The organism is Snodgrassella sp. CFCC 13594 (assembly GCF_001590725.1).
GTDB lineage: Bacteria > Pseudomonadota > Gammaproteobacteria > Burkholderiales > Neisseriaceae > Snodgrassella.
In genome coordinates, this window is sequence record NZ_LQXR01000003.1 from 37458 (window position 1) to 62105 (window position 24648).

20 protein-coding genes are annotated in these 24648 nt (G+C 49.0%); 13 read left to right on the forward strand and 7 right to left on the reverse strand.

Annotated elements, in window-relative coordinates; genetic code table 11:
* Positions 1-31: 31 nt before the first annotated feature.
* Positions 32-1033 carry a LysR family transcriptional regulator gene (locus tag A2F46_RS03225; protein ID WP_066566584.1) on the forward strand — a complete coding sequence of 334 codons (1002 nt, stop codon included), beginning with the start codon at positions 32-34 and terminating at the stop codon, positions 1031-1033.
* A complete protein-coding gene (gene argE, locus A2F46_RS03230) occupies positions 1030-2175 on the forward strand; it encodes an acetylornithine deacetylase (protein ID WP_197457543.1) in 1146 nt (381 codons plus the stop codon). Before A2F46_RS03225 ends, argE begins: the two co-directional genes overlap by 4 nt.
* A 158-nt stretch (positions 2176-2333) precedes the next feature.
* Here argE and prpF read toward each other — a convergent pair whose 3' ends face one another.
* A complete protein-coding gene (gene prpF / locus A2F46_RS03235) occupies positions 2334-3533 on the reverse strand; it encodes a 2-methylaconitate cis-trans isomerase PrpF (RefSeq protein WP_066566586.1) in 1200 nt (399 codons plus the stop codon).
* A 142-nt stretch (positions 3534-3675) separates the two neighbouring features.
* Between prpF and A2F46_RS12265 the strand changes: the two genes are divergently transcribed.
* From A2F46_RS12265 to A2F46_RS03255, 5 genes are all read left to right on the forward strand, one after another.
* The gene (locus tag A2F46_RS12265) at positions 3676-3849 is read left to right on the forward strand and encodes a hypothetical protein (protein WP_156471543.1); all 174 of its coding nucleotides are present in this window, start codon (positions 3676-3678) and stop codon (positions 3847-3849) included.
* A 142-nt stretch (positions 3850-3991) separates the two neighbouring features.
* Entirely contained in the window at positions 3992-5821 is a 1830-nt protein-coding gene (locus A2F46_RS03240) for an ABC transporter ATP-binding protein (RefSeq protein WP_066566836.1), read from the forward strand.
* 42 nt (positions 5822-5863) lie between these two features.
* Entirely contained in the window at positions 5864-6424 is a 561-nt protein-coding gene (locus tag A2F46_RS03245) for a tetratricopeptide repeat protein (RefSeq protein WP_066566589.1), read from the forward strand.
* A 107-nt stretch (positions 6425-6531) separates the two neighbouring features.
* Positions 6532-6870 (forward strand): GlpM family protein, encoded by a 339-nt coding sequence (locus A2F46_RS03250; RefSeq protein ID WP_066566596.1) that lies wholly within the window; start codon positions 6532-6534, stop codon positions 6868-6870.
* A 120-nt stretch (positions 6871-6990) separates the two neighbouring features.
* Positions 6991-8331 carry a glutamine synthetase family protein gene (locus A2F46_RS03255; RefSeq protein WP_066566603.1) on the forward strand — a complete coding sequence of 447 codons (1341 nt, stop codon included), beginning with the start codon at positions 6991-6993 and terminating at the stop codon, positions 8329-8331.
* A gap of 295 nt (positions 8332-8626) precedes the next feature.
* Here A2F46_RS03255 and waaA read toward each other — a convergent pair whose 3' ends face one another.
* Genes waaA through A2F46_RS03270 form a run of 3 tightly spaced genes read right to left on the reverse strand, consistent with a single transcriptional unit; the run spans position 8627 to position 15695 of the window.
* A complete protein-coding gene (gene waaA, locus A2F46_RS03260) occupies positions 8627-9919 on the reverse strand; it encodes a lipid IV(A) 3-deoxy-D-manno-octulosonic acid transferase (protein ID WP_066566606.1) in 1293 nt (430 codons plus the stop codon).
* A gap of 14 nt (positions 9920-9933) precedes the next feature.
* Complete coding sequence (locus A2F46_RS03265) at positions 9934-13836, reverse strand: translocation/assembly module TamB domain-containing protein (RefSeq protein ID WP_066566608.1); 3903 nt, start codon at positions 13834-13836, stop codon at positions 9934-9936.
* Positions 13836-15695: an autotransporter assembly complex family protein gene (locus tag A2F46_RS03270; RefSeq protein WP_066566839.1), complete on the reverse strand. Its 1860-nt coding sequence runs from the start codon at positions 15693-15695 to the stop codon at positions 13836-13838. The genes A2F46_RS03265 and A2F46_RS03270 overlap by 1 nt, the downstream gene beginning before the upstream one ends.
* 267 nt (positions 15696-15962) lie before the next feature.
* Here A2F46_RS03270 and kdsA point away from each other — a divergent pair, with 267 nt between their 5' ends.
* The 5 genes from kdsA (at position 15963) to A2F46_RS03295 (ending at position 20778) form a co-directional block, all read left to right on the forward strand.
* A complete protein-coding gene (kdsA, locus tag A2F46_RS03275; RefSeq protein ID WP_066566610.1) occupies positions 15963-16814 on the forward strand; it encodes a 3-deoxy-8-phosphooctulonate synthase in 852 nt (283 codons plus the stop codon).
* 206 nt (positions 16815-17020) lie between these two features.
* Positions 17021-18172 (forward strand): polyamine ABC transporter substrate-binding protein, encoded by a 1152-nt coding sequence (locus A2F46_RS03280; protein ID WP_066566612.1) that lies wholly within the window; start codon positions 17021-17023, stop codon positions 18170-18172.
* A 130-nt stretch (positions 18173-18302) separates the two neighbouring features.
* Positions 18303-19055, forward strand: a complete 753-nt coding sequence (gene surE / locus A2F46_RS03285; RefSeq protein ID WP_066566614.1) for a 5'/3'-nucleotidase SurE — start codon at positions 18303-18305, stop codon at positions 19053-19055.
* Positions 19052-19723 (forward strand): protein-L-isoaspartate(D-aspartate) O-methyltransferase, encoded by a 672-nt coding sequence (locus A2F46_RS03290; protein WP_066566616.1) that lies wholly within the window; start codon positions 19052-19054, stop codon positions 19721-19723. Before surE ends, A2F46_RS03290 begins: the two co-directional genes overlap by 4 nt.
* A 140-nt stretch (positions 19724-19863) precedes the next feature.
* Complete coding sequence (locus A2F46_RS03295; protein WP_066566618.1) at positions 19864-20778, forward strand: peptidoglycan DD-metalloendopeptidase family protein; 915 nt, start codon at positions 19864-19866, stop codon at positions 20776-20778.
* Positions 20779-20859: 81 nt separating this feature from the next.
* Here A2F46_RS03295 and A2F46_RS03300 read toward each other — a convergent pair whose 3' ends face one another.
* Positions 20860-21402: a hypothetical protein gene (locus tag A2F46_RS03300; protein WP_066566842.1), complete on the reverse strand. Its 543-nt coding sequence runs from the start codon at positions 21400-21402 to the stop codon at positions 20860-20862.
* 296 nt (positions 21403-21698) lie between these two features.
* The gene (locus A2F46_RS03305; protein WP_066566621.1) at positions 21699-22322 is read right to left on the reverse strand and encodes a flavin prenyltransferase UbiX; all 624 of its coding nucleotides are present in this window, start codon (positions 22320-22322) and stop codon (positions 21699-21701) included.
* A gap of 120 nt (positions 22323-22442) precedes the next feature.
* Between A2F46_RS03305 and A2F46_RS03310 the strand changes: the two genes are divergently transcribed.
* Entirely contained in the window at positions 22443-22928 is a 486-nt protein-coding gene (locus tag A2F46_RS03310) for a hypothetical protein (RefSeq protein WP_066566623.1), read from the forward strand.
* A 463-nt stretch (positions 22929-23391) separates the two neighbouring features.
* Here the strand turns inward: A2F46_RS03310 and adhP are convergent, their stop codons facing one another.
* Positions 23392-24423 carry an alcohol dehydrogenase AdhP gene (adhP, locus tag A2F46_RS03315; protein WP_066566624.1) on the reverse strand — a complete coding sequence of 344 codons (1032 nt, stop codon included), beginning with the start codon at positions 24421-24423 and terminating at the stop codon, positions 23392-23394.
* Positions 24424-24648 lie beyond the last annotated feature (225 nt).

The following is a 24648-nucleotide window of genomic DNA, read 5'->3' on the forward strand; positions in this document are numbered from 1 at the left end:
TGGTGTCACAACCATTAGTTGAAGGTCTGTTATGCTGAATCGGATTTCTTTGCGTCAAATGGAGTATTTCGTGGCCACAGCCGAGAGTGGCAGTATCATCAATGCCTCCGAAAAAATCCATGTATCCTCACCTTCTATTTCAGCCGCCATTGCGCACATTGAGTCTGAATTACAGGTGCAGCTATTTGTGCGCCAACATGCCAAAGGCTTGCAGTTAACACCAGTTGGCGAGCAAGTGGTGGCTGCTTGTCGGCAGATATTGGGGCAGGCTGGGGGGCTTTACAGCTTGGCTTCAGACTATTCGGGTGCCATTCGCGGCCCGCTGAAGCTGGGTTGTTTCCCCGCTTTTGCGCCCATGATCTACGCAGAAATCATTTATGGATTCACGCGTTTGTATCCACAAGTAAATTTACAGTTTGCGGAAGAAGATCATCAGGGTTTGGTGGAAAAGCTACTCAACCAAGAAATCGATGTGGCTTTAACCTATGATTTGAACATCAATGACAAGCTGATTCAGTTTGAGCCATTGGCGAGTTTGCCCCCACATGTGTTGGTGAGTGAGTCACATCCTTTGGCAGAGCAGGTGGCAGTGACCATGGAAGAGTTGGTGGATTACCCCATGGTGTTGCTCGACATGCCCTACAGCAGCGAATATTTTATTTCTTTATTTCGCGAGCGCAATCTGAATCCCAATGTGCAGTATGCGTCAAAGTCTGCGGATGTGGTGCGCAGTATGGTGGCCAATGGTTTGGGTTACACCATTTTGAATGTGCGCCCCAAATCGAATTACTCTCTAGATGGCAAGCGCTTGGTGCGTATTCGCTTATCAGGTCAGCACCGTCCGATGTTATTGGGTTTGTCGACCAGCAAAGTGGGGGCGCAGAACAACGTGACTGAGGCTTTTATGAGCCGCTGTCGTGCCTATATTTCCGATCAATACATTCCGGGCATGAGTGCGCCGCACTTTTTTGATCCACATATCACCCATAACGATGGTGCGGATGAACCGGATGATGGTGAAAAGAGTCAATGATGTCTTTGTCTGCCAGTGCTGAATTGTTAAAAACCTTAGTGTCGTTTGATACCACCTCGGCTAAATCCAATTTAGAGTTGATCTATTATGTGGAGGGGTTGCTGAACCAAGCGGGTATTGCTGCCGAGTTGGTGTTCAATGAAGACCAGACCAAGGCCAATTTGTTTGCGTCTATTGGCCCTAAGGATAAGCCCGGCATTGTGTTGTCGGGGCATACCGATGTGGTACCAGTGGCGGGGCAGCAATGGGACACCGAGCCATTTCAGGCAACCCTAAAAGACAATAAGCTCTATGGGCGTGGCACCGCAGATATGAAGGGATTTGTGGCCTGTGCCATCCATGCTTTTTTGCAGGCGGCTCGGTTGGATTTACACACACCGCTGCATTTGTGCTTGTCCTATGACGAGGAAGTGGGCTGTATTGGCGTGCGTACTTTGTTAACGGTATTGGGGCATCAGTTGGTGGCGCCCAAGCTTTGTGTGATTGGTGAACCTACCCTCATGCAAATCGCCACTGGCCACAAAGGCAAAGCTGTGTATCAAGCCATTTGCCGTGGTCAGGAAGGGCATTCTGCGATGGCGCCGCAGTACATGAACGCCATTCATGTGGCTGCTGATCTGATTGACGGCATTCGTGCCACGCAACAGCAGTTGGCCCAAGAGGGTGCTCAAGACGATGCGTATGAAGTCCCTTATACCACCTTGCATGTGGGCAAAATTGCGGGTGGCAAAGCGTTGAATATTGTGCCCAATGAATGTGTCGTGGATTTTGAGATTCGTCATTTGGCCGATGAGGCACCGCAGGACTTGGTGGAAGCAGTGGAAGCCCATGTGCACGAACATCATCCTAAATCTGTCTCTTGGCTGAACATTGAAGCCGTAAACCAGTATCCGGGTCTGAATACCCCCACAACCATTGATGCCGTGCGTTTTTTGCAGGCCTGTTTGCCGGAAAATACGCCGCTGGGGAAAATTGCTTTTGGCACCGAAGGCGGCTTATTTACCCAAACGTTTGCCAGCCCGGTATTGGTGTGTGGGCCGGGTTCCATTGACGTAGCACACAAGCCGAATGAATATGTGGCTTTGAGTCAATTGGATTTATGCGATGCTTTTTTGCAGCAACTCATCGCCCGATTGCATTGAGGGGGACATGCGCGCCACTTAGGCTGCCTGAATGCATTCAGGCAGCCTGATTCAGATGCGGTGACATGGATGACCAACAGCCCTTATTACGTTTGCAATAAGGGCTGTTGTTTGTCTGTTAGAAATGCCTCATTGGCCATTGTGGCCATGTCTAAGGGTTATGCGCCGTCAACTACATCCGCGGGAACATATACCCAGCCGCTCATGATAGTGCGTGCGCTGCGGCTCATGGTGGCTTGAGTCACGCGCCATTGGCCGTTTTCCATCTGGGCTTCAGCACCCACACGCAAGGTGCCAGATGGGTGGCCGAAGCGCACGCTTTGTCGTTGGCCACCGCCGGCCGCCACATTGACCAACGTACCGGGTATGGCGGCAGCCACACCGATGGCCACTGCTGCCGTACCCATCATGGCATGGTGTAGTTTACCCATCGACACAGCGCGTACCAGCAAATCGACGTCTGCTGCTGCCACGGTTTGACCACTGGCAACCACATGGTTTTGGGGTGGCGCCACCCAGGCAATTTTAGGCGTGTGTTGGCGCGCCGCCGCTTGGTCGATGTGGCCGATTAAGCCCATTTTAAGCGCGCCGTAGGAACGAATGGTTTCAAAACGAGCCAATGCCGCTGCATCGTTGTTGATGTCGTCTTGGCATTCACAGCCTTGGTAGCCCAAGTCTGCTGCATTGAGAAAAATGGTGGGGATACCCGCATTGATGAGTGTGGCCGGAAAAATACCTATGCCGGGCACCTCCAGCGTATCCACCCTGTTTCCGGTAGGAAACAATGCACCACCATCTTCTCCATCATCGGCTGGATCCAAAAAACTTAATGCCACTTCGGCTGCGGGAAAGGTGACGCCATCAAGTTCAAAATCGCCGGTTTCTTGGACTTGGCCGTTGCATATGGGGATGCGGGCAATGATGGTTTTGCCGATATTGGCTTGCCAAATGCGGACATCAAAATGGCCGTTGGTGGGAAGGCGATTGGGGTGAATGAATCCGGCATGGATGGCAAAGCCCCCGACTGCAGCGCTTAGATTACCGCAATTGCCGCTCCAATCAATGAAGGGCTGGTCTATGGCCACTTGGCCAAATAAATAATCTACATCATGGTCGGGGCGTGTGGCAGGGCCAATAATCACAACTTTGCTGGTGGATGAGCTGGCATTGCCCATGCCATCAATGTGTTTACCATATGGGTCGGGGCTGCCGATGATGCGCATCAATAATCGGTCACGAGCATCCCCTGCATGTTGGGCACTGGGTGGTAAATCGGCTAATGCAAAAAAAACGCCTTTGGATGTGCCGCCGCGCATATAGGTGGCGGGGATTTTGATTTGAGGGGTACCGATAGCCATGTTTCTCCTTTGTGTTTCTGCGCAGCAGATTTTATTATGGTGTTATCATTCTAAGCTCGCCAATTGTAGCCGATGGTTGGGTTCTGGCATAGAAACAACTGATTGAAACGCGGTAGTTTTTTAAAGAATAAAGGATAAATCGATGCTAGCAGCATGGATTTTTTTGGGTATGTTGGTGGGTGGTGCAGTAGGTAGCTATGTGCCTGAACTTTGGGGTGATGCCGGATTTTCGTTGGCGAGTGTGTTGCTTGGTGCGGTTGGCGCGCTGATTGGCATTGGTTTGGCTGTTAAAGTGGATGAGCGCATGGGTATGTAAGCATGTCGACTTATCTTTCTATTGCATCCAGCAATACGCCGTTTTGTTCATGCTGCCTGAAATAGCGGATCAATATCCTCATCTGGCTTGTGATGGCGGGTCGTGTTATGTTGTGGTGTTTACTGATTAAAAAGTGGTTGCGATGACGATTGGGCAATTATTCCAAAAACTGCGTCCTTTTGTGCGCCCTTATCGAGGGCTGGTGATCATTACATTGGTGCTGACTTTGGTGGGTTCTTTGGCGGCGCAGGTGAATGCCATCACTCTGCAATATACGGTTGACCGCATCAATGAGCTGGTGCGCGGTCATCAAGGGGTGGGCGATGGCTGGCGTATATTGCTGATTGTCAGTGTGGTGTTGTTGGCCAAAGAAATCATCAATGCACTGGTGACATTTGGGCAGAAATTCTATGGTGAAAAACTGCGCATCTGGGTGTCTCAGGATTTGGCGCAGGCGATTATTGTGCGCGTACTTACCTACCGCATTGGTTTTTTCAGCGATGATCACAATCAAGCTGGTAAATTGCAAACACGCATTGATCGTGGCATCAGTTCGCTCACGAGGCTGGTGCAGATTTTCTTCATTGATATCCTGCCATTGTTTACCAGCGCTTTGATTGCGCTGGCATTGATGTATTGGGCCAATGTGTGGGTGGGGTTGGTGGCCACGATGATTGTGCCGTTGTATTTTTGGATTACGTATCTGCAGGCGCAAAAATTGGTGGGCTGGCGGCGCTTGTTTCGCCGCAACATGGAGCAAAAAAGCCAAGGCATCATTGGTATTATTCAGTCGATTGCTGTGATTAAATCGTTCAATCGTGAATCTGTGGAAGCACAAAAACAGCTGGTATTGCAAAAAACACTCACCGAAAACCAAATGCACACACGCCAAACTGGCTATGTGTTTGATGGTTTAAAGTCATTCATCGAACAAATTGGGGTGGTGCTGATCATCATCCTTACGGCGGCGCTGGTGTTGCAGGGAAAAATGAGCATTGGCATGATTATGTATCATGTGTTGTTGTTTAATAATGTATCGGCGCCCATTCGTTCACTGCACCGCATTTATGATGAAATCAATGATGGTCTGATTTATGCTGAAAGTTACTTTGGTATCATTGAAGCCAATGATGAAATTGAGCCTTCAGGCAACCTCAAACCCGCACCCATAAGGGGCGAATTTCGGTTGCAGCACGTGCATTTCCACTATCCCAATGGGCTGCATGCTTTGAAAGACATCTCCATTACCATAAGGCCCAATTGTGTGACGGCGATTGTGGGCTTATCGGGTGCTGGTAAATCTACGTTAATCAGTTTATTGGATAAATTCTATACGCCGGATTCCGGCCACATTTGCTTGGATGGCGTCGATATCAATGATATAGACACGCATTATCTGCGTGACCACATTGGCTTGGTATTGCAGAAAAATCATATTTTTAGTGGCAGCATTGCCGATAATATCCGCTATGGGCAGATGGATGTAACGGCTGCTGATATTGAGGAAGCCGCCAAAAAAGCATCCATACACGAACAAATCATGCAATTACCTAAAGGCTATGATAGCGATGCGTTGACCTTATCTGGTGGTCAGCAGCAGCGAATTGCCATTGCCCGGATGTTTTTGAAAGACCCGCCCATCATTTTTTTGGATGAGCCCACCGCCAGTTTGGATGCGATTGCCACAGAGCAAATCAAAACCAGTCTGGATGCCATCAAACGCAATCGAACGGTCATCATTATTTCCCACAGTTTGGGGCAGATTATTGATGCGGATTATACTTACGTGATGCAAGAGGGCGCGATTGTGGAGCATGGCCTGCATGAGCAGATCTATGCGCAAGGCGGCGTGTATAAAGACATTTTTGATGCGATGGCCAAGAGTTTGAATGTGGACAAAATTGCCAAAACCTTTGAGCATGAATCCATTTTTCCCGAATTACGTCAATCTAATCAAAGTCCTGAGTCATAGCATTGTCTGTTTGTATCCGGATGCCAATAGAAAGGAATCACGATGTCGACTGCTTTTTTCAAAACCATCTCATTGGGCTTGGCGTGTGCCGCTTTAGGTGCATGTATGGCTTTGCCAACCAGCGGTAGTCACACGCAAAATATCCGTACCAACGCTGGTGGCAATCCCACTATGTCTCTGCCCAGTGCGCTGAAACGCTGTGACCAAGATAAGGATGGAGCCAGCTGTTTGTATGTTGGCCATGTGTATGAACATGGATGGCAGGGTGCCAGTAAAGACAATGTCGCGGCCATGCGTTATTACCAGGAAAGCGCGCGCTTGGGGTATTTTCGTGCTTATCAATCTATTGGGTATATGTATGAGCAAGGGCTGAGCGTCTCCAAGGATTATGCACAAGCGCGGCAGTGGTATGAAAAAGGGGTGGCTGCCGGTGATGAAAATGCCATGCTGTATTTGGCCAATATTTATCAATATGGGCGCGGTGTGCCTACTGATTTAAACCGCGCGCTGCAATTGGCCAATCAGGCTTGTGCTTCGGGGGAACGGTATTTGTGCATGGTGCGCGATGATATTCAGAAAAGAATAACACAGCAAAACCTTTGAGATGGGGTGTGCTTGGTATTCACCTTTCTGCAATAGATCTGATGCTTGCCTGAAATGTGCACAAAAGCCTATTTTCAGGCAGCGAGAAGGGAAACTGGAGTAAGAATGTGGGCTCTTTAATCATCAAAGGCGCAATTGGTGCGATGGTGGTGCTGTTGATTGCGGTGCTGTCGAAAAGCAAGTCTTTTTATATCGCAGGCTTGGTACCGCTGTTTCCCACGTTTGCGCTGATTGCCCATGTGATTGTCTATCAAGCTCAAGGCACCACGGGGCTTCGGCAAACGGCTTTATTTGGGTTGTGGTCGATGATACCTTATGCCGTGTATTTGCTGCTGGTGTATGTGTTGGCGGAACGATGGCCACTGTGGCTTGTGCTTGGCATGGCAACGGTGGCCTGGGTGGTTGCTGCGATGGTACTCATTCTGGGTTGGCGCAACCTGCATTAATCACAAAATCAACAGTAAAAGAAGGCCAGATTCCATTACAATTACAGGATGCTGCCACCTGATCACCCAATCGGTCTTCAGGCAGCCTCTAAACTCACACAGCAAATCAAGGAGTCTTTCATGACCGATGCTGACAAAATTAATGCGTGGCTGGATGAGCACCGCATCACCGAAATTGAATGCATGGTGCCCGATATGACCGGCATTCCTCGCGGGAAAATCATTCCACGGCACAAATACGATCCGGCTGAAGGCATACGCATGGCCGAAGCGGTATTCACCCAAACGGTTACTGGCAATTACCCCGAAGACGATTTCAGCCCACCCACCGATCCCGACATGCGCCTGATTCCGGATCCCAATACTTTGCGCATGGTACCTTGGGCTGCGGAACCTACGGCGCAAATTATTCATGATGGTGTGCGTTTTGATGGTTCCCCAGTGGATATTGCACCACGTAATGTGCTCAAGCGCGTGCTCAATGAATATGCGCGGTTGGGTTTGAAACCCGTGATTGCACCGGAAATGGAGTTTTACTTGGTGCAAACCCAGCCTGATGAAGATTTGCCTTTAGAACCGCCAGTGGGTCGCACGCACCGAACTGAAGCGGGGCGGCAGAGTTTCAGTATTGATGCCATGAATGATTACGACGATATTTTTGATGTAATGTATGACTGGTGTGAAGAGCAAGATTTGGGTCTGGATACTTTGATTCATGAAATGGGTCCTGCCCAAATGGAAATCAATTTGGATCATGGGGATCCATTGCTGCTGGCCGACCAGGTATTTATTTTTAAACGCACCATTCGCGAAGTGGCCATCCGCAATAACATGTATGCGACGTTTATGGCCAAACCCATGCAAGGGCAACCAGGTAGCGCCATGCATATGCACCAAAGTGTGGTAGACATCAATACCGGTAAAAATATTTTTAGCGATGACGAAGGCAATTCCACTGAGGTATTTTTCAACCACATTGCTGGGTTGCAAAAATATTTGCCGGCCGCGATGCCGTTTTTGGCACCATTTGTGAATTCTTATCGTCGCTTAAGCCGCTTCACGTCGGCGCCGATTAACTTGGAATGGGGTTATGACAACCGCACTTGTGGTTTGCGTGTGCCTGAGTCCAATGCTGCTGGGCGGCGTGTCGAAAATCGATTGGCCGGTGTGGATGTGAATCCTTACTTAGCCTTTGCGGCGAGCTTGGGTGCTGGGCTATTGGGGATGCAGCAGCAGCTACTTCCTACGCAACCTTTAACCAGTAGCGGTTATGACAAACCCAAAAATTTACCCCGCCATTTGGATGATGCCGTGGCCGAATTATTGGCGTGTGAACCACTACATGAATTGCTCGGGACAAATTTTGTGAAATGCTATGCAGCAATTAAAGAAACTGAGTTTGAAGAGTTTTTTGAAGTCATCAGCCCGTGGGAACGCCGTTACTTGCTGTTGCAGGTATAGAGATTGGGCATCAAATCTTTAGCCAAATGCTGCCGAAAGCATTCTTGCAGTTATAGGGGTTTGGTGCTTTGAGTTATTACCCACGTAACCGATAAAAAACGAGCTGATGCAGCTCGTTTTTTATCGGTTATCTGTTTGGTGTAGGTCTGCGTGGTTGGATGATTGAGATTCAAGCACGGCTGCGAAGTGGCACTTGGTGACGCTTAATAAAATAAGCATGGTCAGCAAATCAAATGGCTACGTTACCCACTCTGGTCAATACGGCTGATGAAGTTGTGATCCATAAAAATGACGGTTAGCCAGATTGGTCGGACAAGTGGCCGGAGACTAAATCGTGTTGATCCGCAATGGCGGTGGCCATGCGTTCACTGGCACCTTGGTGCTGTTGAATAAAATGTGCCGCTTCTGCGGCCATGGCTTGTCGCTCTGATGGGTGTGACAACAGCTGAGTCGTTAGGCTAAACCATTCTTCTGCATTGGCTACCTGTTTGGAGGCACCTGCTGTTTGTGCATTTGCGGCTGTCGCTGCAAAATTATAAGTTGATGGGCCAAACAAGGTAGGCACGCCACAAGCAATTGGCTCGATCAAATTTTGGCAGCCGGTATCCACTAAACTGCCACCCACAAAAGCCACATCAGCGCAGTAATAATACGCGAATAATTCACCTAGGCTATCACCCACCCAAATTTGTGTGCTGGGTGCTATCGTTTGATTGTCGCTGCGTTTTTGTACGACATAACCAAGCTGATGGGCTTCATCAAAGGCTGCCTGAAAACGTTCGGGGTGGCGGGGAATGATGACCAGCAGCGCATTACCTTTATAGGCTTGCCATGCGCGCAATAGCATGGCTGCCTCATCCTTGTTGTGCAGTACGCGCGTGCTGGCACACACCACCACTGGCCGCTGACCGATGCGCGCACGAAATTGATTGGCCAAAGAGCGCATCGGGGCTGGTGGCGTGATGTCGTATTTGCTGCTGCCACACACTTGAATATGGGGTACACCAATGCTGGTTAGGCGTATTGCATCTGCCTGAGTCTGAGCGAAGCAGGCTTGCAGTGTTGCTAAAGCAGGGGCCACTAAACCTTTGACCTTCAGGTAACCTTGCTGTGATTTGGGTGACAATCGGGCGTTGGCCATGTACATGGGAATGCCCAGCTGTGCAGCTTGATGCAATAAATTGGGCCAGATTTCGGTTTCCATCAAGACCCCAAATAGCGGTTGATGTTCACGCAAAAAACGAGTCACATACGCTTTCTTATCATAGGGCAGATAGCGGCATTGTGCGTCTGGATATAGTTTTTGGGCCGTGTCACGGCCGGTGGGCGTGGTTTGTGTGATGAGCAGCGATGCTTCAGGAAAGTGGCGGCGCAATGCCTGAATAATGGGCTCGGCTGCGCGGGTTTCACCAACGGAAACTGCATGTATCCAAATGGCGTGTTGCAGCGGATGTGCATAGGTTTGACCAAAGCGTTCAGGCCAATAATCTGCATATGCAGGCGCCAGTTGCGCACGTTTTTTCAAATAACGGCGCAACAAAGGCGGTGCCATGATCCATAATGTTTGATACAGCCAAGACCACAGCATTTCAGGCAGCCTCATTAATCAAAGCGCACGGTATAACGCATCTCGCCACCAAAAGAACCCGTGCCCACTTTTAAGATGGTTTGCAAGCCACGGCTGATTTGGTAGGTGAGGCGAACGGTTTGCGTGGCTGATTCTATCCCATACTGGTAACCCAGATATAGATTATTGCTCAAACGTTTGCCCACGGTAATCACTTGCTCAGCAGGATTGAGTTCACCGGTTTGGCTGTTGCGGGTTTGTTGGCTGGTAATCCCGACCTCATCGAGAATGCCCAGCTTATCGTTCAGGCCACCGGCTAGCCAAGCACTGGCGGCAGCGGCAATGGCCGCTTCATCACCGGCACTACCGCTGCTGGCACGATTGAGAATCAGCCATGAGAGTTTGTCTTTATCGCTCATGGCTTCATCCGCCACCAAGTTCACTCGTGGGCTGTTTAAATTGCCCAGCGCCTCAACACCGGCGCCGACTTGGGAGTAGCGGCGTTTGGCGCGAATCTTCAGATTGGGGTTATCCATGGGGCCAACAAAAGAAATAGAGCTGCCGCGTTGAATCACCAAATCTTGTCCATAAGCCTTGTATTGCCCACGCACGATATTGACGGTGCCCACCACCTGGATGTCTTGACGCGGCTCAGCAGTGGCTACCAGCGTACCACCCAAAAGCACATCTAAGCCTTCACCACTAAAGCGGAATTTATTGTTGAGATCCAGCGCCAAGTTAAGACTAATCGGTGTATTTTGCGTTTCTTTGGGTTTTTCTCTGCCCAATACCACCACATCATCGTCCAGAGTGGGCATGCCTGATTTTTGGAAGCCAAAATGGCCTTGGTCTACCTTGAGTTCTCCCGTTAAAGTAACGCCGCGCTGGACGGTATAGATCAATCGGCTGTTGCCACTTAAGGTCAAGCGGCGGTTGATTTGGTCCAGAATGGTATAGCGGTCAAAGTGGGCGGTCACATCCACATCGGGGGTTGTACCGGCCAGATTGACGGTTCCTTTTAAGGTTACATTGCCGTCGCGGCGTTTGAAGGTGAGGGCATCGATGAGCCAACGCCTGCCTTGGAAGCGGCTGCGTAGAGTGCCGTTTTCTAAGATGATGCCGTTATTTTGCTCTCGATAATACAAGTTATCGCCATTCAAGGTACCATTCAGTTGTGGGTTGTTAAGGGTGCCACTGATGGCGGCGCGGGCGTGCAAGCTGCCTTTGGCCTGCATGCCTACTGGCATTAAATAGCGAAAGCGATCCAAATCTGGCGCATCCAATTGGATATGGCCACTGATGGCGGCTTTGCTGATGTCATTGCCATAATTTTGTGCAATGTCCAATACCGCATCGACATTGCCATATCGGGTATTGCCAGACAAATGATTGTTGATGCGGCCATTTTGGAAGCGGGTATCCAAAACCACGTTGCTGAGTCCCAATGCTTGTTCTCGTTGGGGCAAAATCACATCGCCAGCCTGTTGGCGAATTTTAAAATAGCCATGCATGTTGTTGTTGTAGGCAAAATCCCAATCGCCTGCCAACACCAGATTTTGTTTGACAGGGATGGTGATGAGATTATGCAATTCTTGTACGGCCAAACCATTGGCCTGCCCGCGAGTAGTTAGGCCTTTGTCTTTTATCCAAGACAGCGAGTTCACGTTTAAGCTACCGCCCATGGCTGCCCAGCGCGCATGATTCATGATCACCTTTTCGCTGCCGGCTTCTAGGGTTAGTGGTGCGAGCAGCTTAAGGTTAAAGGCACCGGCAATGTCGAGTGTGCGCACCAGCCCGCGCCATTGGTAATTTTTATCCAAGCCGCCGTTGGCAGCTACATTTAAACGGTATGGTTTACCATCCAAAGACATGCTCCCTGAAGCCTGTATTTGGTGTTGGCTGCCTCGTCCATTGATGTGCGTGCTTACAGCATCAATACGCGTGGGCTGTTTGGGGTTATTGGCATTAATTAATTGTATCGCTTTGCCATCCACTTGAATGTTTAATGGTTGGTTGATGTCGGGCGAGCCTTGAAGTTTGAAATCCAAAGTTTGGATATGCAGCAGTTGATTGAATTGCAGCTGTCGTGCTGAGCCTTGAATATTAGCGGTGAGTTTTTTCGGCTCACCGGCCACAAAGCCTTTGGCGGTGAGCAGGCCTTTCAAACCAAAACCAAACAAATCCAAATGAGGTGCATAGATGTCTAAGTTGAGCTTATCACCAGTCTTGCCGAAGCTGCCGTTGCTATTGATGCGGTTTTGGCCCAGCAGCAAATTGATGTTGGCGCGGCTCAAATGGGCCTCTTCATACGCCAAATCAGCTTTGCCTGCCAATGGCGCACCGGAAAGAACGCTGTTTTGCCAACGCATGGTGCTGGCCAATTCAGGTTGCTGTTGTTTACCAGATAACTTGCCTTTGAGCGTGGCTGTGCCATTAACGCGGCCCAAGGGGAAATCGCTATTGAGCTTGCCGGGGTTGAAATTTTGACTGGTGACGGTGAGATCAACTGCTTTGTCTTGAAAAAGGGCCAGGCTGCCTTTGGCATTTAAACTACCCCCGCCATTGGGCATAACCGCTAACTTATCCAGCATCAGCGTTTGTTGGCCTTGATTTTCATCGGTGAGCAGGGTTATTGCGCCGTTACTATTGCCCTTTTCGGTGGCCAATTGCCAGGTGGTTTGAGGACTATTAAATTCACCTTGAACGCGAATTTGTCCATTCAAAGTGCCATTCAGCTCATTTATCAACACATCGCGGCTACGGATGCGCTGTAATTGCGCAGTCATGTCAACGTGGCGGTTGCTGCTGTCTATGTTGCCACTGATGAATATTTGACCTTGCTGCAAAAGCTGTGCGGTGAGATTGGGTACCACCACTTTTCCGGTATTATCAATGTGTACTTGGCCACTGATCTGGGTGAATGGCAAAGCGGTATGTTGAGTATCATTGTACGGTCGGGCGGCCGAATTGCGGACATTGATGGTGCCATTGATTTCATCCGGCTTGGTCGCATCCGGCTGCATGCCCACGGCAAAGTTCAAGTCGGCTTGCGGTAGGGTATCCAGAAAGGCTGCCGGATTGATATTTTGGCCGCGTAAATCAACCTTCACGATTTTGTGATTTAGCTGCAAAGCATAGGGTTTGAATATGGCTTCGGCGAGCAAGCTGAGGTTTTGGCCTTTGATGGTGGCTTGAATGTTGGGTTCATTAAGGCTGCCTGAAAATCGCGCTTGGCTTTGAATGGCAGTTTTGTCCAAAACCCCATTGCCGCTTACTTGGCCGCTAAGGGCATAAGGTGTTTGTGTGTTGAGCACAATTTGACCACTGACGTTTTGCCAAGGGGTGCTTAGTTGTGCAATATTTAAAGTATGATTTTGATGGTCGTAGACGTAACTGGCTTGGCTGGGCAACAACACGGTTTGTGCTGGCTCGCCTATGGTAATGCCACCCAGTACGATGGCATCTACATTCACGGCTACGGGTAAACGAATACTTTGAGGCAAGGTTGCTGCAGGTTTTGCTGGTTCGGGCGCGCTGCTGCGGCTGACCATATGTAATTTGCCCACTTCCAAACGGCGGATATGCAGTTTACGTTGCCATAATTCTCGATTGTTCCAGTCCAGCAGTACGTTGTCGATATCGATGTCGACGCTTTCGGTATGGATGCGCCAATTCTCACCTTCGAAGCCGCGCCACACACTGCCAGTCAGATTGTCGGCCTTAATATTGACGCCAAACCAAGAAGGCAAGGTCAGCACCCCGAAACGCAATCCTGATTGGCTACCCAAGAGCCACGATAGGCTGCCTGAAAGCAAAACAAACACAATCAATATCACCCACAGCACACGTTTTAGCCAACGGCGTTTGGGTGGCACTGCGGGCGGCGGTGTGGCTGGTGGTGTGGTGGTGTTGGGTAATACGGCGGCTTGATCGGTCATTAAAAACGGGTTCCCAAACTGATGTGCCAACGCACTTTTTTATCATGATGGCCGTAGGCAACATCGAAGGCAAAAGGGGCCACGGGACTAAACCAACGCACCCCGATACCTGTACCGTGTTCCCATTTCATGCTGGAAAAAGAATGTGAAACCGAACCCATGTCATGGAAAATGGCGGCGGCAAAATCTTTGTAAACAGGAATCTGATATTCGACGCTGGCCACACCCAAAACACGATCGGGTAGCACCGAATCATTGGGGCCTGCGATGCCAATGCTGTCTTGTTCATAGCCCCGCACGCTGGTCGCCCCGCCAGAACGGAACATCAGACTGGAAGGTACATTGGCATCGTCTTTGGCATGGACATAGCCAAATTGTCCGCGCACCACCCAAGTGCCATATTTTTTCTCTTGGGGCGTGTAGTAATAGCCGGCATTGGCGTTGACGCGCTGAATCATGGTTGACGAACCCAATGTCCCCAAAGTTGTGCCTACTTTGCCTTCTAAATAATAGCCGTTGGCGGGGCGGAGTTGGGTTTCGATATTCTGCCGCTTCCAAGAAGCGGTCACCATCAAAGCATTGCTGTGACCTAGGTCGGGACCACCATCGGTAATGCGGCTGCTTTCCGTGATGTATTCCAACCCCAAGCGCGAATCGATGTTGTTTTTATCACGCACGTACCAAACGCCACTGGTGAGTGCTTTTTTCTCCAGTTTCTGGGCTGTAGAACGTTGATAACTGACATTGCTGGTCCAAAAATGACCATTGCTCTGACGCGGTTGGCTTAAACCAAAGCCAAAGGTGGTTTGGTATTTATCGGTGTCGAGTAAGGTAGAACCCACATAACCATGGTTAAAAACATTGTAATGATCATATCCCACGCGAAAACCAGCGCCATCGGCTGAGTCATAACGCAAACCCAACTCAAATTTTTGCCGCTTCATCTCATTGACGGCCACTTTGACCGGTACTCGATTATCCTGCATGCCTTTGAAATCGGCTTGCACCACGGCGCTCCCATAGTGGCTGTCTTGTTCTAATGCCTGTTGATAATCCAGTAATTTATCCAGATCATAAGGAGAGCCGGGTTCGAAACGCGCCATGCCGCGCACCACACTTTCCGGATAACGTTGGGCACCAGAAATTTCGATGGGACCAAAATAAATGGGTTGTTTGCTGTCTACCGTGAGCGACAAATCTGCTTGGTTTTGATTGGGATCAATGGTGGCTTTACTGGCACTGATGGTGGCCAGCGGATATTTTTTACGCACCACGGCCGTGAGTACCGATGATTTGCTGCTGGCCCAGTTGCTTTGAGTGAATGGGTCGCCTACCGGAAGCGCCCAATTGGCCATGGCATTCTGATAATACTGAGTTAGGTCATCGTCGCTGAGAATATCACCCACAATAGCCACACTCACATTATCAATGTGAGTACGCGGTCCCAATGTAATGGTTACCACAAAACCATCGCCTTCTGGCGAAATTTGAACTTTGCTATTGAAATAACCTTGGGTTTGCAACATGGTTTGCACTTGGTCTGGCGCTTCTTCAACCAAAAAACCAATTTGTTCGGTATCTAATTCTTCTTGTTGCTGTTGGGTGATGAGGGGTAGATGCTCGGTAATTATTTTGGCAATGCTGGTGTCGTTAACATCAATGCGCACGGGATGCTTGATGACCACAGGGACCGGTTTGGCAGGCCAGATTTTTTCCCACAAACTGGTTTTGGGTGGCGTGTCGCTGTCATCCGGTGTGGATGCCCCATCGGTGGAGGGGGCCGTGTCTTCGGCCAAGGCCCAAGGGGTGCTCAGACTGAATAAGGTGGCCAAAATGGCCAGGTGCAATGATTTACTCATGAATAAACAAAATTTGGGCAGACAAAATAAACGAGGCTGCGCATTCATCATTCATACCTTTTGATGAGCGCGAGCCCAATAATTGCAGGCATTGTAACGTGTTTTATGGGGCGCATGTTTGAATTGGACGTAAAGATGGCATTGTATTGCGGCTGTTGTATTGAATGGAATGGGTTGCCTGAAAGGCATTGGCTGCGCGGCATGATGGCATCTGCTAAGATGGCAGCGTGATTATAGTGACCATTTGGGTCGGGAATTGGGGCATTTATGTTGCAGTCTGTGGTTCGTGTGAATCAAATAGAGGTGGCCAATCGTTTACCGTTTGTGTTGTTTGGCGGCCTGAATGTCTTGGAAAATCTAGATTTAACCTTGTCGACTTGTGCTGAATATGTACGTGTTACCCAAAAATTGGGTATTCCTTTGGTGTTTAAAGCCTCCTTTGATAAAGCCAATCGATCCTCCATTCACTCCTACCGAGGTGTGGGTTTAGAGCAGGGAATGCAGATTTTCAGCGCGGTGAAACAGGAATTTGGTGTACCGGTGATTACAGATGTGCATGAGCCTTTTCAGGCAGCTTTGGTGGCTGAAGTGTGTGATGTGTTGCAGTTACCCGCGTTTTTGGCCAGACAAACGGATTTAGTCGTGGCGCTGGCTCAAACCGGACGGGTCATTAATATTAAAAAGCCGCAGTTTTTAAGTCCATCACAAATGCGCAATATTGTGGACAAATTTGTGGAAGCGGGCAATGAACAGCTGATCTTATGCGAGCGGGGCAGTTGCTTTGGCTACGATAATCTGGTGGTGGACATGCTGGGGTTTGGGGTGATGAAAAAAACCTGTGCGGACTTGCCCATTATTTTCGATGTTACCCATGCTTTACAGCAACGGGACGCCAGCGCTGCTGCATCCGGCGGACGCCGCAGCCAAGTGGTTGATTTGGCTTTGGCCGGCATGGCTACCCGCTTGGCCGGCTTGTTCTTAGAAGCCCACCCCAATCCAGATGAAGCGCGATGTGACGGCCCCAGTGCCTTGCCTTTGGCGCAATTGGAAAGTTTTTTAACCCAGGTGAAAAATATTGATGACGCAGTCAAAGCCATGCCGTTGTTAACGATCGATTAACTGTTCATTATCCTGCCAATAAAGTGCTACTGGGACATAAAGGGATTTGCATCGCTGGGTTGTTGGTTATTTGGGTGGTAAACGCACCCATATTGGCTTTTGGGACTAAATAATATTTAGGGAATCACACTTGATTATTGTCCCTAAATTAAAGTTTAATGCAGATTGCCTGATATTTTTTATTTGTTTGTCATAGAGAGAAACTTATGCGTACTCATTGGTTGTTGTCTTCTATTACTTGTGTCTTTTTGGCTGCCTGTGGCGGTGGTGGCGAAACAAATCAATCTGCGGCCAGTGGCCAAGAGGTCGGTTCTGGACCGATGCAAACCGCATCCAATCAATTGAATATTTATAATTGGTCGGATTATGTTGATCCGACTACCGTTGAAGCATTTGAAAAAGAAAATAAAATTACCCTTCGTTATGACTATTATGATAGTAACGAAACATTGGAAGCCAAAGTGTTGACAGGTAAATCCGGCTATGATTTGGTGGCGCCGTCGATTGCCAATGTGGCGCGACAAATCAAGGCGGGGGCTTATTTGCCGATTGATAAAAGCCAGCTGTCGTATTACAACAATATTGACCCTGAGTTGCTGAAGCTCATGGATAAAGTTGATCCAGGTAACAAATATGCGGTGCCGTATTTCTGGGGTGTCAATACGATAGGCATCAATCAAGACCAGGTAGCCAAGGCACTGGGCGGCGCATTGCCTGATAATTTGTGGGATTTGGTGTTTAAACCTGAATACACCCAAAAACTTAAATCCTGTGGGATTTCTTTTTTCGATAGCCCCACTGAACTTTTTCCTTTGGCTTTGCATTATTTAGGGAAGGATCCCAATAGTAGCAATCCGGATGACATTAAGGCTGCTGCAGATTTGCTCAAATCGGTTCGTGGAGACGTAAAGCGCTTTAATTCATCGGGGTATATCAATGATTTGGCCGATGGCAATTTGTGTGTGGCTATGGGCTATGGTGGCGATTTGAATATCGCCAAGCGTCGTGCCACCGAAGCGAAGAACAACACCCATATCTCGGTTTTGGTTCCCAAAGAAGGCGTGGGCGTATGGATTGATTCATTTATGATCCCCAAGGATGCCCAAAATGTGGCCAATGCGTTGAAATACATCAATTGGACATTGGACCCGAAGGTGGCTGCTAAAAATGGTGATTTTGTGACCTATGCACCGGCCAGCAAACCAGCACGTGCATTAATGAATAAATCTTATGCAGAAGATCCTTCAATTTTCCCGCCGGCTGATGTCATGGCTAAAAGCTTTGTGATTCTGCCCAAATCACCCGACGCAATTAAGCTTTCTGTGCGTTTGTTCCAGCAGATTAAAGCAGGGCAGTAATCTCACTGCCCAATGCAATCAAGCCGGATGTTTACTGCATCCGGTTTTTTTATGATGGGGCTGCCTGAAACGCGACGAGGCTTTTCATTTATAATACGAATATTTGCTTGATTGACGAGATAGTGTGTGCATGAACATTCTGATTTGCAACGATGATGGGTATCTGGCTGAAGGTATTGCGGTGTTGGCGCGGGTGGCAGGCGAATTCGCCAATGTGCGCGTGGTGGCACCTGAACGAGACCGTAGCGGGGCCAGCAATTCACTCACACTGGATCGGCCGCTGCGTTTGCGCCAAGCAAAAAATGGTTTTTATTATGTGAGCGGTACTCCCACGGATTGTATTCATATTGCGCTCTATGCAATGCCTGAATTCAAGCCTGATTTGGTGCTTTCGGGCATTAATCATGGTGCCAATATGGGTGATGATACCCTTTATTCGGGTACTGTCGCGGCGGCAACTGAGGCTTATTTGCTCGGAATCCCTGCCTTGGCGTTTTCGCTCAACGACAAACACAATCGTTATTGGGCAACCGCAGAACAAGCCACTTGGCAAATTCTTAGCCATGTTTTGGCAGCGCCGCCAGTCAAGCCAGTGTTGTGGAATATTAATATTCCCGCGGTCTCGCCTGGTGAAGTACAAGGATGGAAGCCGGTTCGGCTGGGTAGGCGGCATCATGAACAAGCTGTGTTGGCCACGCATAATCCGCGTGGTGAAGAAATGTATTGGATTGGTGCTGCTGGCTCGGCCACAGACAATGAGAGCGATACCGATTTCGCTAATAATGAAGCCGGGTTTGTGACCATCACGCCGCTATCCGTGGATTTAACCCATTACGCTGATTTGCAGCATACGGCTGAAGCTTGGCAAGGTTTGGTGCTATGACCAATAAAGGTCACGGGCTCTGGGCTGGTTATGATTTGCGCCGTCAACGCATGGTGCAACGCTTGGTACAAATGGGCATTCATCGATCGGAAGTATTGGATGCCATGAGCGTGGTGCCGCGTCATGTGTTTGTGGAAGAAGCATTGCGTTCACGCGCATATGATGACATGTCTTTGCCCTTGGGGTTGGGTCAAACTATTTCTCAGCCTTATACCGTGGCGGTGATGACGCAGTTATTGCTGGGACAAGAGCCTTTGTCTGCGCGGCAAAAAGTATTGGAAATTGGTACTGGTTGTGGTTACCAAACGGCGGTTTTGCAAGCTTTGGGCGTGCCTGAAATTTATTCCATCGAACGTTTGCGCCCACTGCATGACCGAGCCAAATCCAATTTGCGGGCCATTCGGTTGTTGGGCCATGCGCGATTGGTGTGTGGTGATGGCTATTTGGGTTTGCCGGCAGAAGCGCCTTTTGATGGTATTTTAGTGACTGCTGCTCCCACGCAAATTCCAGTGCCTTTATTGCAGCAGCTCGCCATCGGTGGGCGTATGGTTCTGCCTCTGGATAATGGTCAGGCACAATACTTGTGGGTGATAGACAAGACTGCTACTGGGTTTCAGGAAACCTGTGTGCAAGAAGCATTATTTGTGCCTTTGGTTAACGGAACTTAAAATAGCTTAACCAAGACAAACCACCAGTAATCGTTCGAATACTTGTGCATCATGGCGTGCATTGTTTATGATACCGCCTGAATAAAATCATTTCACCTCAGACCATAAGTTCTCGGGGTGCCAATTTAAGGTGACTTGCTATGCTGAAAAAAACCGCTTTTCGTTCTGGCCTATGCCTTTTGGCCTTCACTTTGGGCGCTTGTTCTATGCTGAAACAACCGGCGGCACCCACAGAAACAGGCGGTAGCTCGGCTGACAGCAGTGCTAGTGTCGATAACCCTTACGGTACCGCGCCTTATACGCCGCCAAGCACAACGGCTGCGACACCTACGTATGCTCCGCCTGCGAGCAGTTCTGTGAATGGCTATGTGCCTAATTACTCGCCAGTTGACATCAATGCTGCCACCCATACCGTGGAAAAAGGCGATACAGTTTATAACGTAGCTAAACGCTTCCAAATCAGTCAAGATAATTTACGTGCATGGAATAATTTGGCTGATAACAATATCCATATTGGTCAAGTTTTGCGTGTTAAACCGGCAGGGTATGTAGCACCTGCTGCGACTAGTGTGGCCACTGCAGCGCCTGTAGCACAGGTATCATCACCGGTAGTGGTGAATACCACACCGGTAGCAACTGCGTCTGCCAGCACGCCTACAGCTACTGTCAGTGCAGGCGGGAGCCGCACTGTTGGTGGGATTTCTTGGCAATTGCCCACCAGTGGCGCAGTTTTGCAGAATTTTGGTGGCAGCAGCAAAGGAATTGACTTTGGTGGCAATGCAGGCCAGGCGATTTTGGCGGCGGCAGCGGGTAAGGTCGTGTATGCAGGCTCTGGTTTGCGGGGTTATGGTAACCTCGTCATCATTCAACACAATCAAACTTATTTAACTGCTTATGGGCACAACCAAAGTCTGATGGTAAAAGAAGGTCAGGAAGTCAAACGAGGTCAGCAAATCGCGACCATGGGTAGTACTGATGCCAAACGCACGCAATTGCATTTTGAGTTGCGTGAAAACGGGACACCCATGGATCCGCGTAAATACTTGCCTATGTAATTCAATACGGGGCTGAATCAAATGGAGAAACCATCGCATTAGCGATGGTTTCTCCATTTGATGGCTGTCTGAAGGGCCTAGTTAAGCTAAGCTCAATAAAGCATGGCCAGATTGGCGCAAACGTCGGGCCAGCCCAATGCTGTTGGCTACCAAGCCTGAATCTTGCGCTGTGTTTTGTTCTGTTTCCATGATCAGCATTTGATTAGGGCGTCCTGCGTGCAAACTCATACGCATTTGAGCTGGCTCAAAGGGTAGTTGGTGTTTTTGGGAAAATGCTGCTGCGCGGCGGTTGGCCAGTTTAAGCATGGGCATCAAGGTGATGTCTAGGTGAAACACGCGCACCCCCAAAACCAATATGCGTGCCGCAAACCAATCGGCTTCATCACTGAGGACATCAGGAGTGGGTTGGCTGAAATCCACGCGCTCGGCTGCCAGTAAGCTGGCTACCAAGCGTATTTGTGGTATTAAGGCTTCACTGAGCATAAATGGCTTATGAAAAGATGGGGTAAGCCGGCATAAATCTTGGCGATGTTGATTGCCATCTACAATCATATACCAACGATGCAACTCGCGAGCTTGTTGGGGAAGCGCTTGTTTGGGTTGTTGCACAGCAGATAATGACATTTTATGCTCCATTGGTATTTCGTCCATAATAGTGCCTGTTTATTTCCATTTCATGGCACCGAAACGGGCAATAAAAAACCGCCTCGGTATCGGGCGGTTCGCTTTTCATTTGCTTGAGCTTGATTTAAACAAGCACAAAAAAGCACCGCACCGAGGTGTGGTACCAATAATAAGCAAAAGAAAAAGCAGTTTTCGTATTCATGGAATGAAGCTTAAAACAAATAGCCCAGTAATGTCAATAACCAATGTATCAGCTGTGCCAATAAATGAATCAATTGACGTAGGCCTTCCATAACTTAACTGCCCCAAGGCTGCATTAATTGATGAGGAATGCGAAGTTGGTCCAAAATTCGTGCCACCACAAAATCCACCAAATCATCAATTGATTGTGGATGGTGGTAGAAGCCAGGAGAGGGCGGCAAAATACACACCCCTAGGCGAGCGAGCTTGAGTAGATTGTCTAAATGGATCACTGACAAAGGCGTTTCCCTCGGCACCATAATCAATGGCCGACCTTCTTTAATACAAACATCTGCAGCACGCTCAATTAAATGATCAGAAGTACCGGCAGCCACAGCGGCCACGACGCCCATGCTGGCAGGGCAGATGATCATGGCATCTGCTGGATTCGATCCGGAAGCGGGTGGTGCAAACCATTCGTCTTTACCAAACACCTGAAGCTGTTGTTCATTGGCGCCAAAGTGTGTGCGCAGCCATGCCGCGCATTGACTTGCTTGGGCTGGCAAAGTCAAATCCATTTCTTGTTTGGCCACAATTTGTGCAGCTTGAGAATACAGCAACCAAACGCGTATATCGGCTGCCAGTAAATGCGCTAAGAGGCGCATACCATAAGGCAGTCCTGATGCGCCAGTAAAGGCCAGTGTGACCGTTTTAACAGGATAATGCGCAGGGTAAAGCATGGTTAAAGCTTTAGAGAGGAGTAGATGAGGCTGATATTATAACGACTTTGTTGGTAACGGGGTGCGCTGCCAGTTGACTGGATGATCTGTCGATGCTCCCTGAAAAAAAGGAATTTTATCATGGTGTTTTTAGGCCGGCGCTTTCCGGGAACTTTGTTATTGGTTTTGATGTTGAGTGTGGGTGGGTGTGCGGCGCTTCCACCAGAACAAAGAGCGGTCAGTGATATTCGCAAGAACCAAGGTAAAATTGTGTATCAAAACGATGTGGCAGTGAAAGGCAATCAAACTGTTGCTGGATTTCGCACCATGCCCATTCGCCCAGAAGCCCCAGAAGTGACGGAACGCATTGCCAAGCCTGCATTGGCGGTGAGTCAGTGTATCCAAGCAAAACTACAGTCGCGTTTTAAATTGCCACCAGAATTTTTTACCGTGACTGCCTATGCCAATAATGGTCAGACTGTCGCGCTGGTCAACCCTTTCACCAAGACTCAAGGTTTGCAAATGGACATCATTGAAACCGGGGTATCCACTGCTGAAATCAAGCTCTATGATAATGGCACCACGCTGTCTCGTGCTTGGAAACAATTTCCTGCCTCGTGTAAATAATACTGAAATTGAATGTACAGTGTGCCATGTAGTGGTAAGGGTGTGAGCAGAGGCAAATAAACGCTAGGTTGTTTGGGGCTGGCGTTGTTGCCGTTTTGCCATGTGCATTTAAGGGTTGCGATGGTGTCTGCAATGCCTCAGTCTTCGCTTGATTGAATGGTCTGCGTCAACACCTCTCCGGCGTGCACGCGCTCAATACGATTCATTTTTTGTCACCGAGTAGTCCGGTCAAGGCAATATGTAATCCAATGAATAATCATTCATTAAATTCCTGAAAATTTCTTTTTTCTAACCAAGTCTTACATGATTTTAATACTATTGCTGATGTCTCTTGGTGTCGATGGGTTAAACCTGATGGGCTACTTTACATAAAAAATTTGGTTTCATGTTAGGTGGTTTGGTGTACTAACGAAACAGGCTGCCTGGATGGTTTCGGGCAGCCTGTTGCACGCCGGCAAAAATATTAATGGCAAGAACAGCTTTGCTTCATGTCAATGACCATACGGCCTTGAATTTTGCCATCGCGCATTTCTTGAAAAATAGCATTGGTTTCGTCTAGCGTGCGCAAGTGCACAACCGGTACCACCAACCCTCGTGCGCCAAAATCGAATGCTTCGGCCAAATCCTGCCGCGTGCCGACCAGTGAGCCCACTATTTCAATGCCATCAAGCACCACGCGAGGAATTGATAAATCCATGGTCTCTGGAGGTAGGCCCACTGCAACCACACGGCCACCGGCCCGCACACTATTAACTGCTGCATTAAACGCTACTTTGGAGACTGCAGTAACCACTGCGGCATGGGCACCACCTACTTTGTCTTGTATGGCCTGCACCACATCCACTTTGGCTGAGTTGATGACTAAATCGGCACCCACTTCCTGCGCCAATGTCAGTTTGTCGTCATTGATGTCAACCGCAATCACACGCGCACCAAACACTTTTTTGGCATATTGCACGGCCAAATTACCCAGCCCACCGGCGCCAAACATCGCAATCCATTGGCCAGGCTCAATGTTGGATACTTTGGTGGCTTTGTAGGTAGTGACGCCTGCACAAGTAATGCTGCTCGCTTGCGCTGGATCCAGCCCTGCGGGTACTTTGACAGCATAATCAGCAGCCACAATGCATTCGGTTGCCATGGCGCCATCAACCGTATAACCGGCATTTTTGACACTGCGGCAAAGCGTTTCACGGCCAGTGACACAATACTCGCAATGACCGCAACTTTGATATAGCCATGCAATACTGACCCGATCACCTGGTTTAAGTGCGGTCACGTCTTCTGCCACTTGTTTGACAATACCGATGCCCTCATGGCCCAGTACACGACCTGGTTTTTTGCCGTAATCGCCAGCGGCCACGTGTAAATCGGTGTGGCAAACACCGCAATATTCCACTGCGACTAAGGCTTCTCCGTGCCCTATGGTTGGGGTGGGACGCTCAACGATGTCGACATCACCATCTGAATTTTGGCGCACAATGGCTGCTTTCATTATTTTCTCCTTTGTTTTGTGTTTGTTGTGTGTCTTTGTGACAGCACAATCGCAGTGTATCAGTCTGATGGTGAAAATCAAACTTGAGGCTGTGGGTAGAGGGTTGAAATAAAATAATTATTCCTCATGGGGATGGTTAGGCTGTTAAAAATATGCCTGAAACATGGTTCTGTTTGCGTTTGCGGCAATATCGATGGCACACAAATTCTGTTAACATAGTACGCA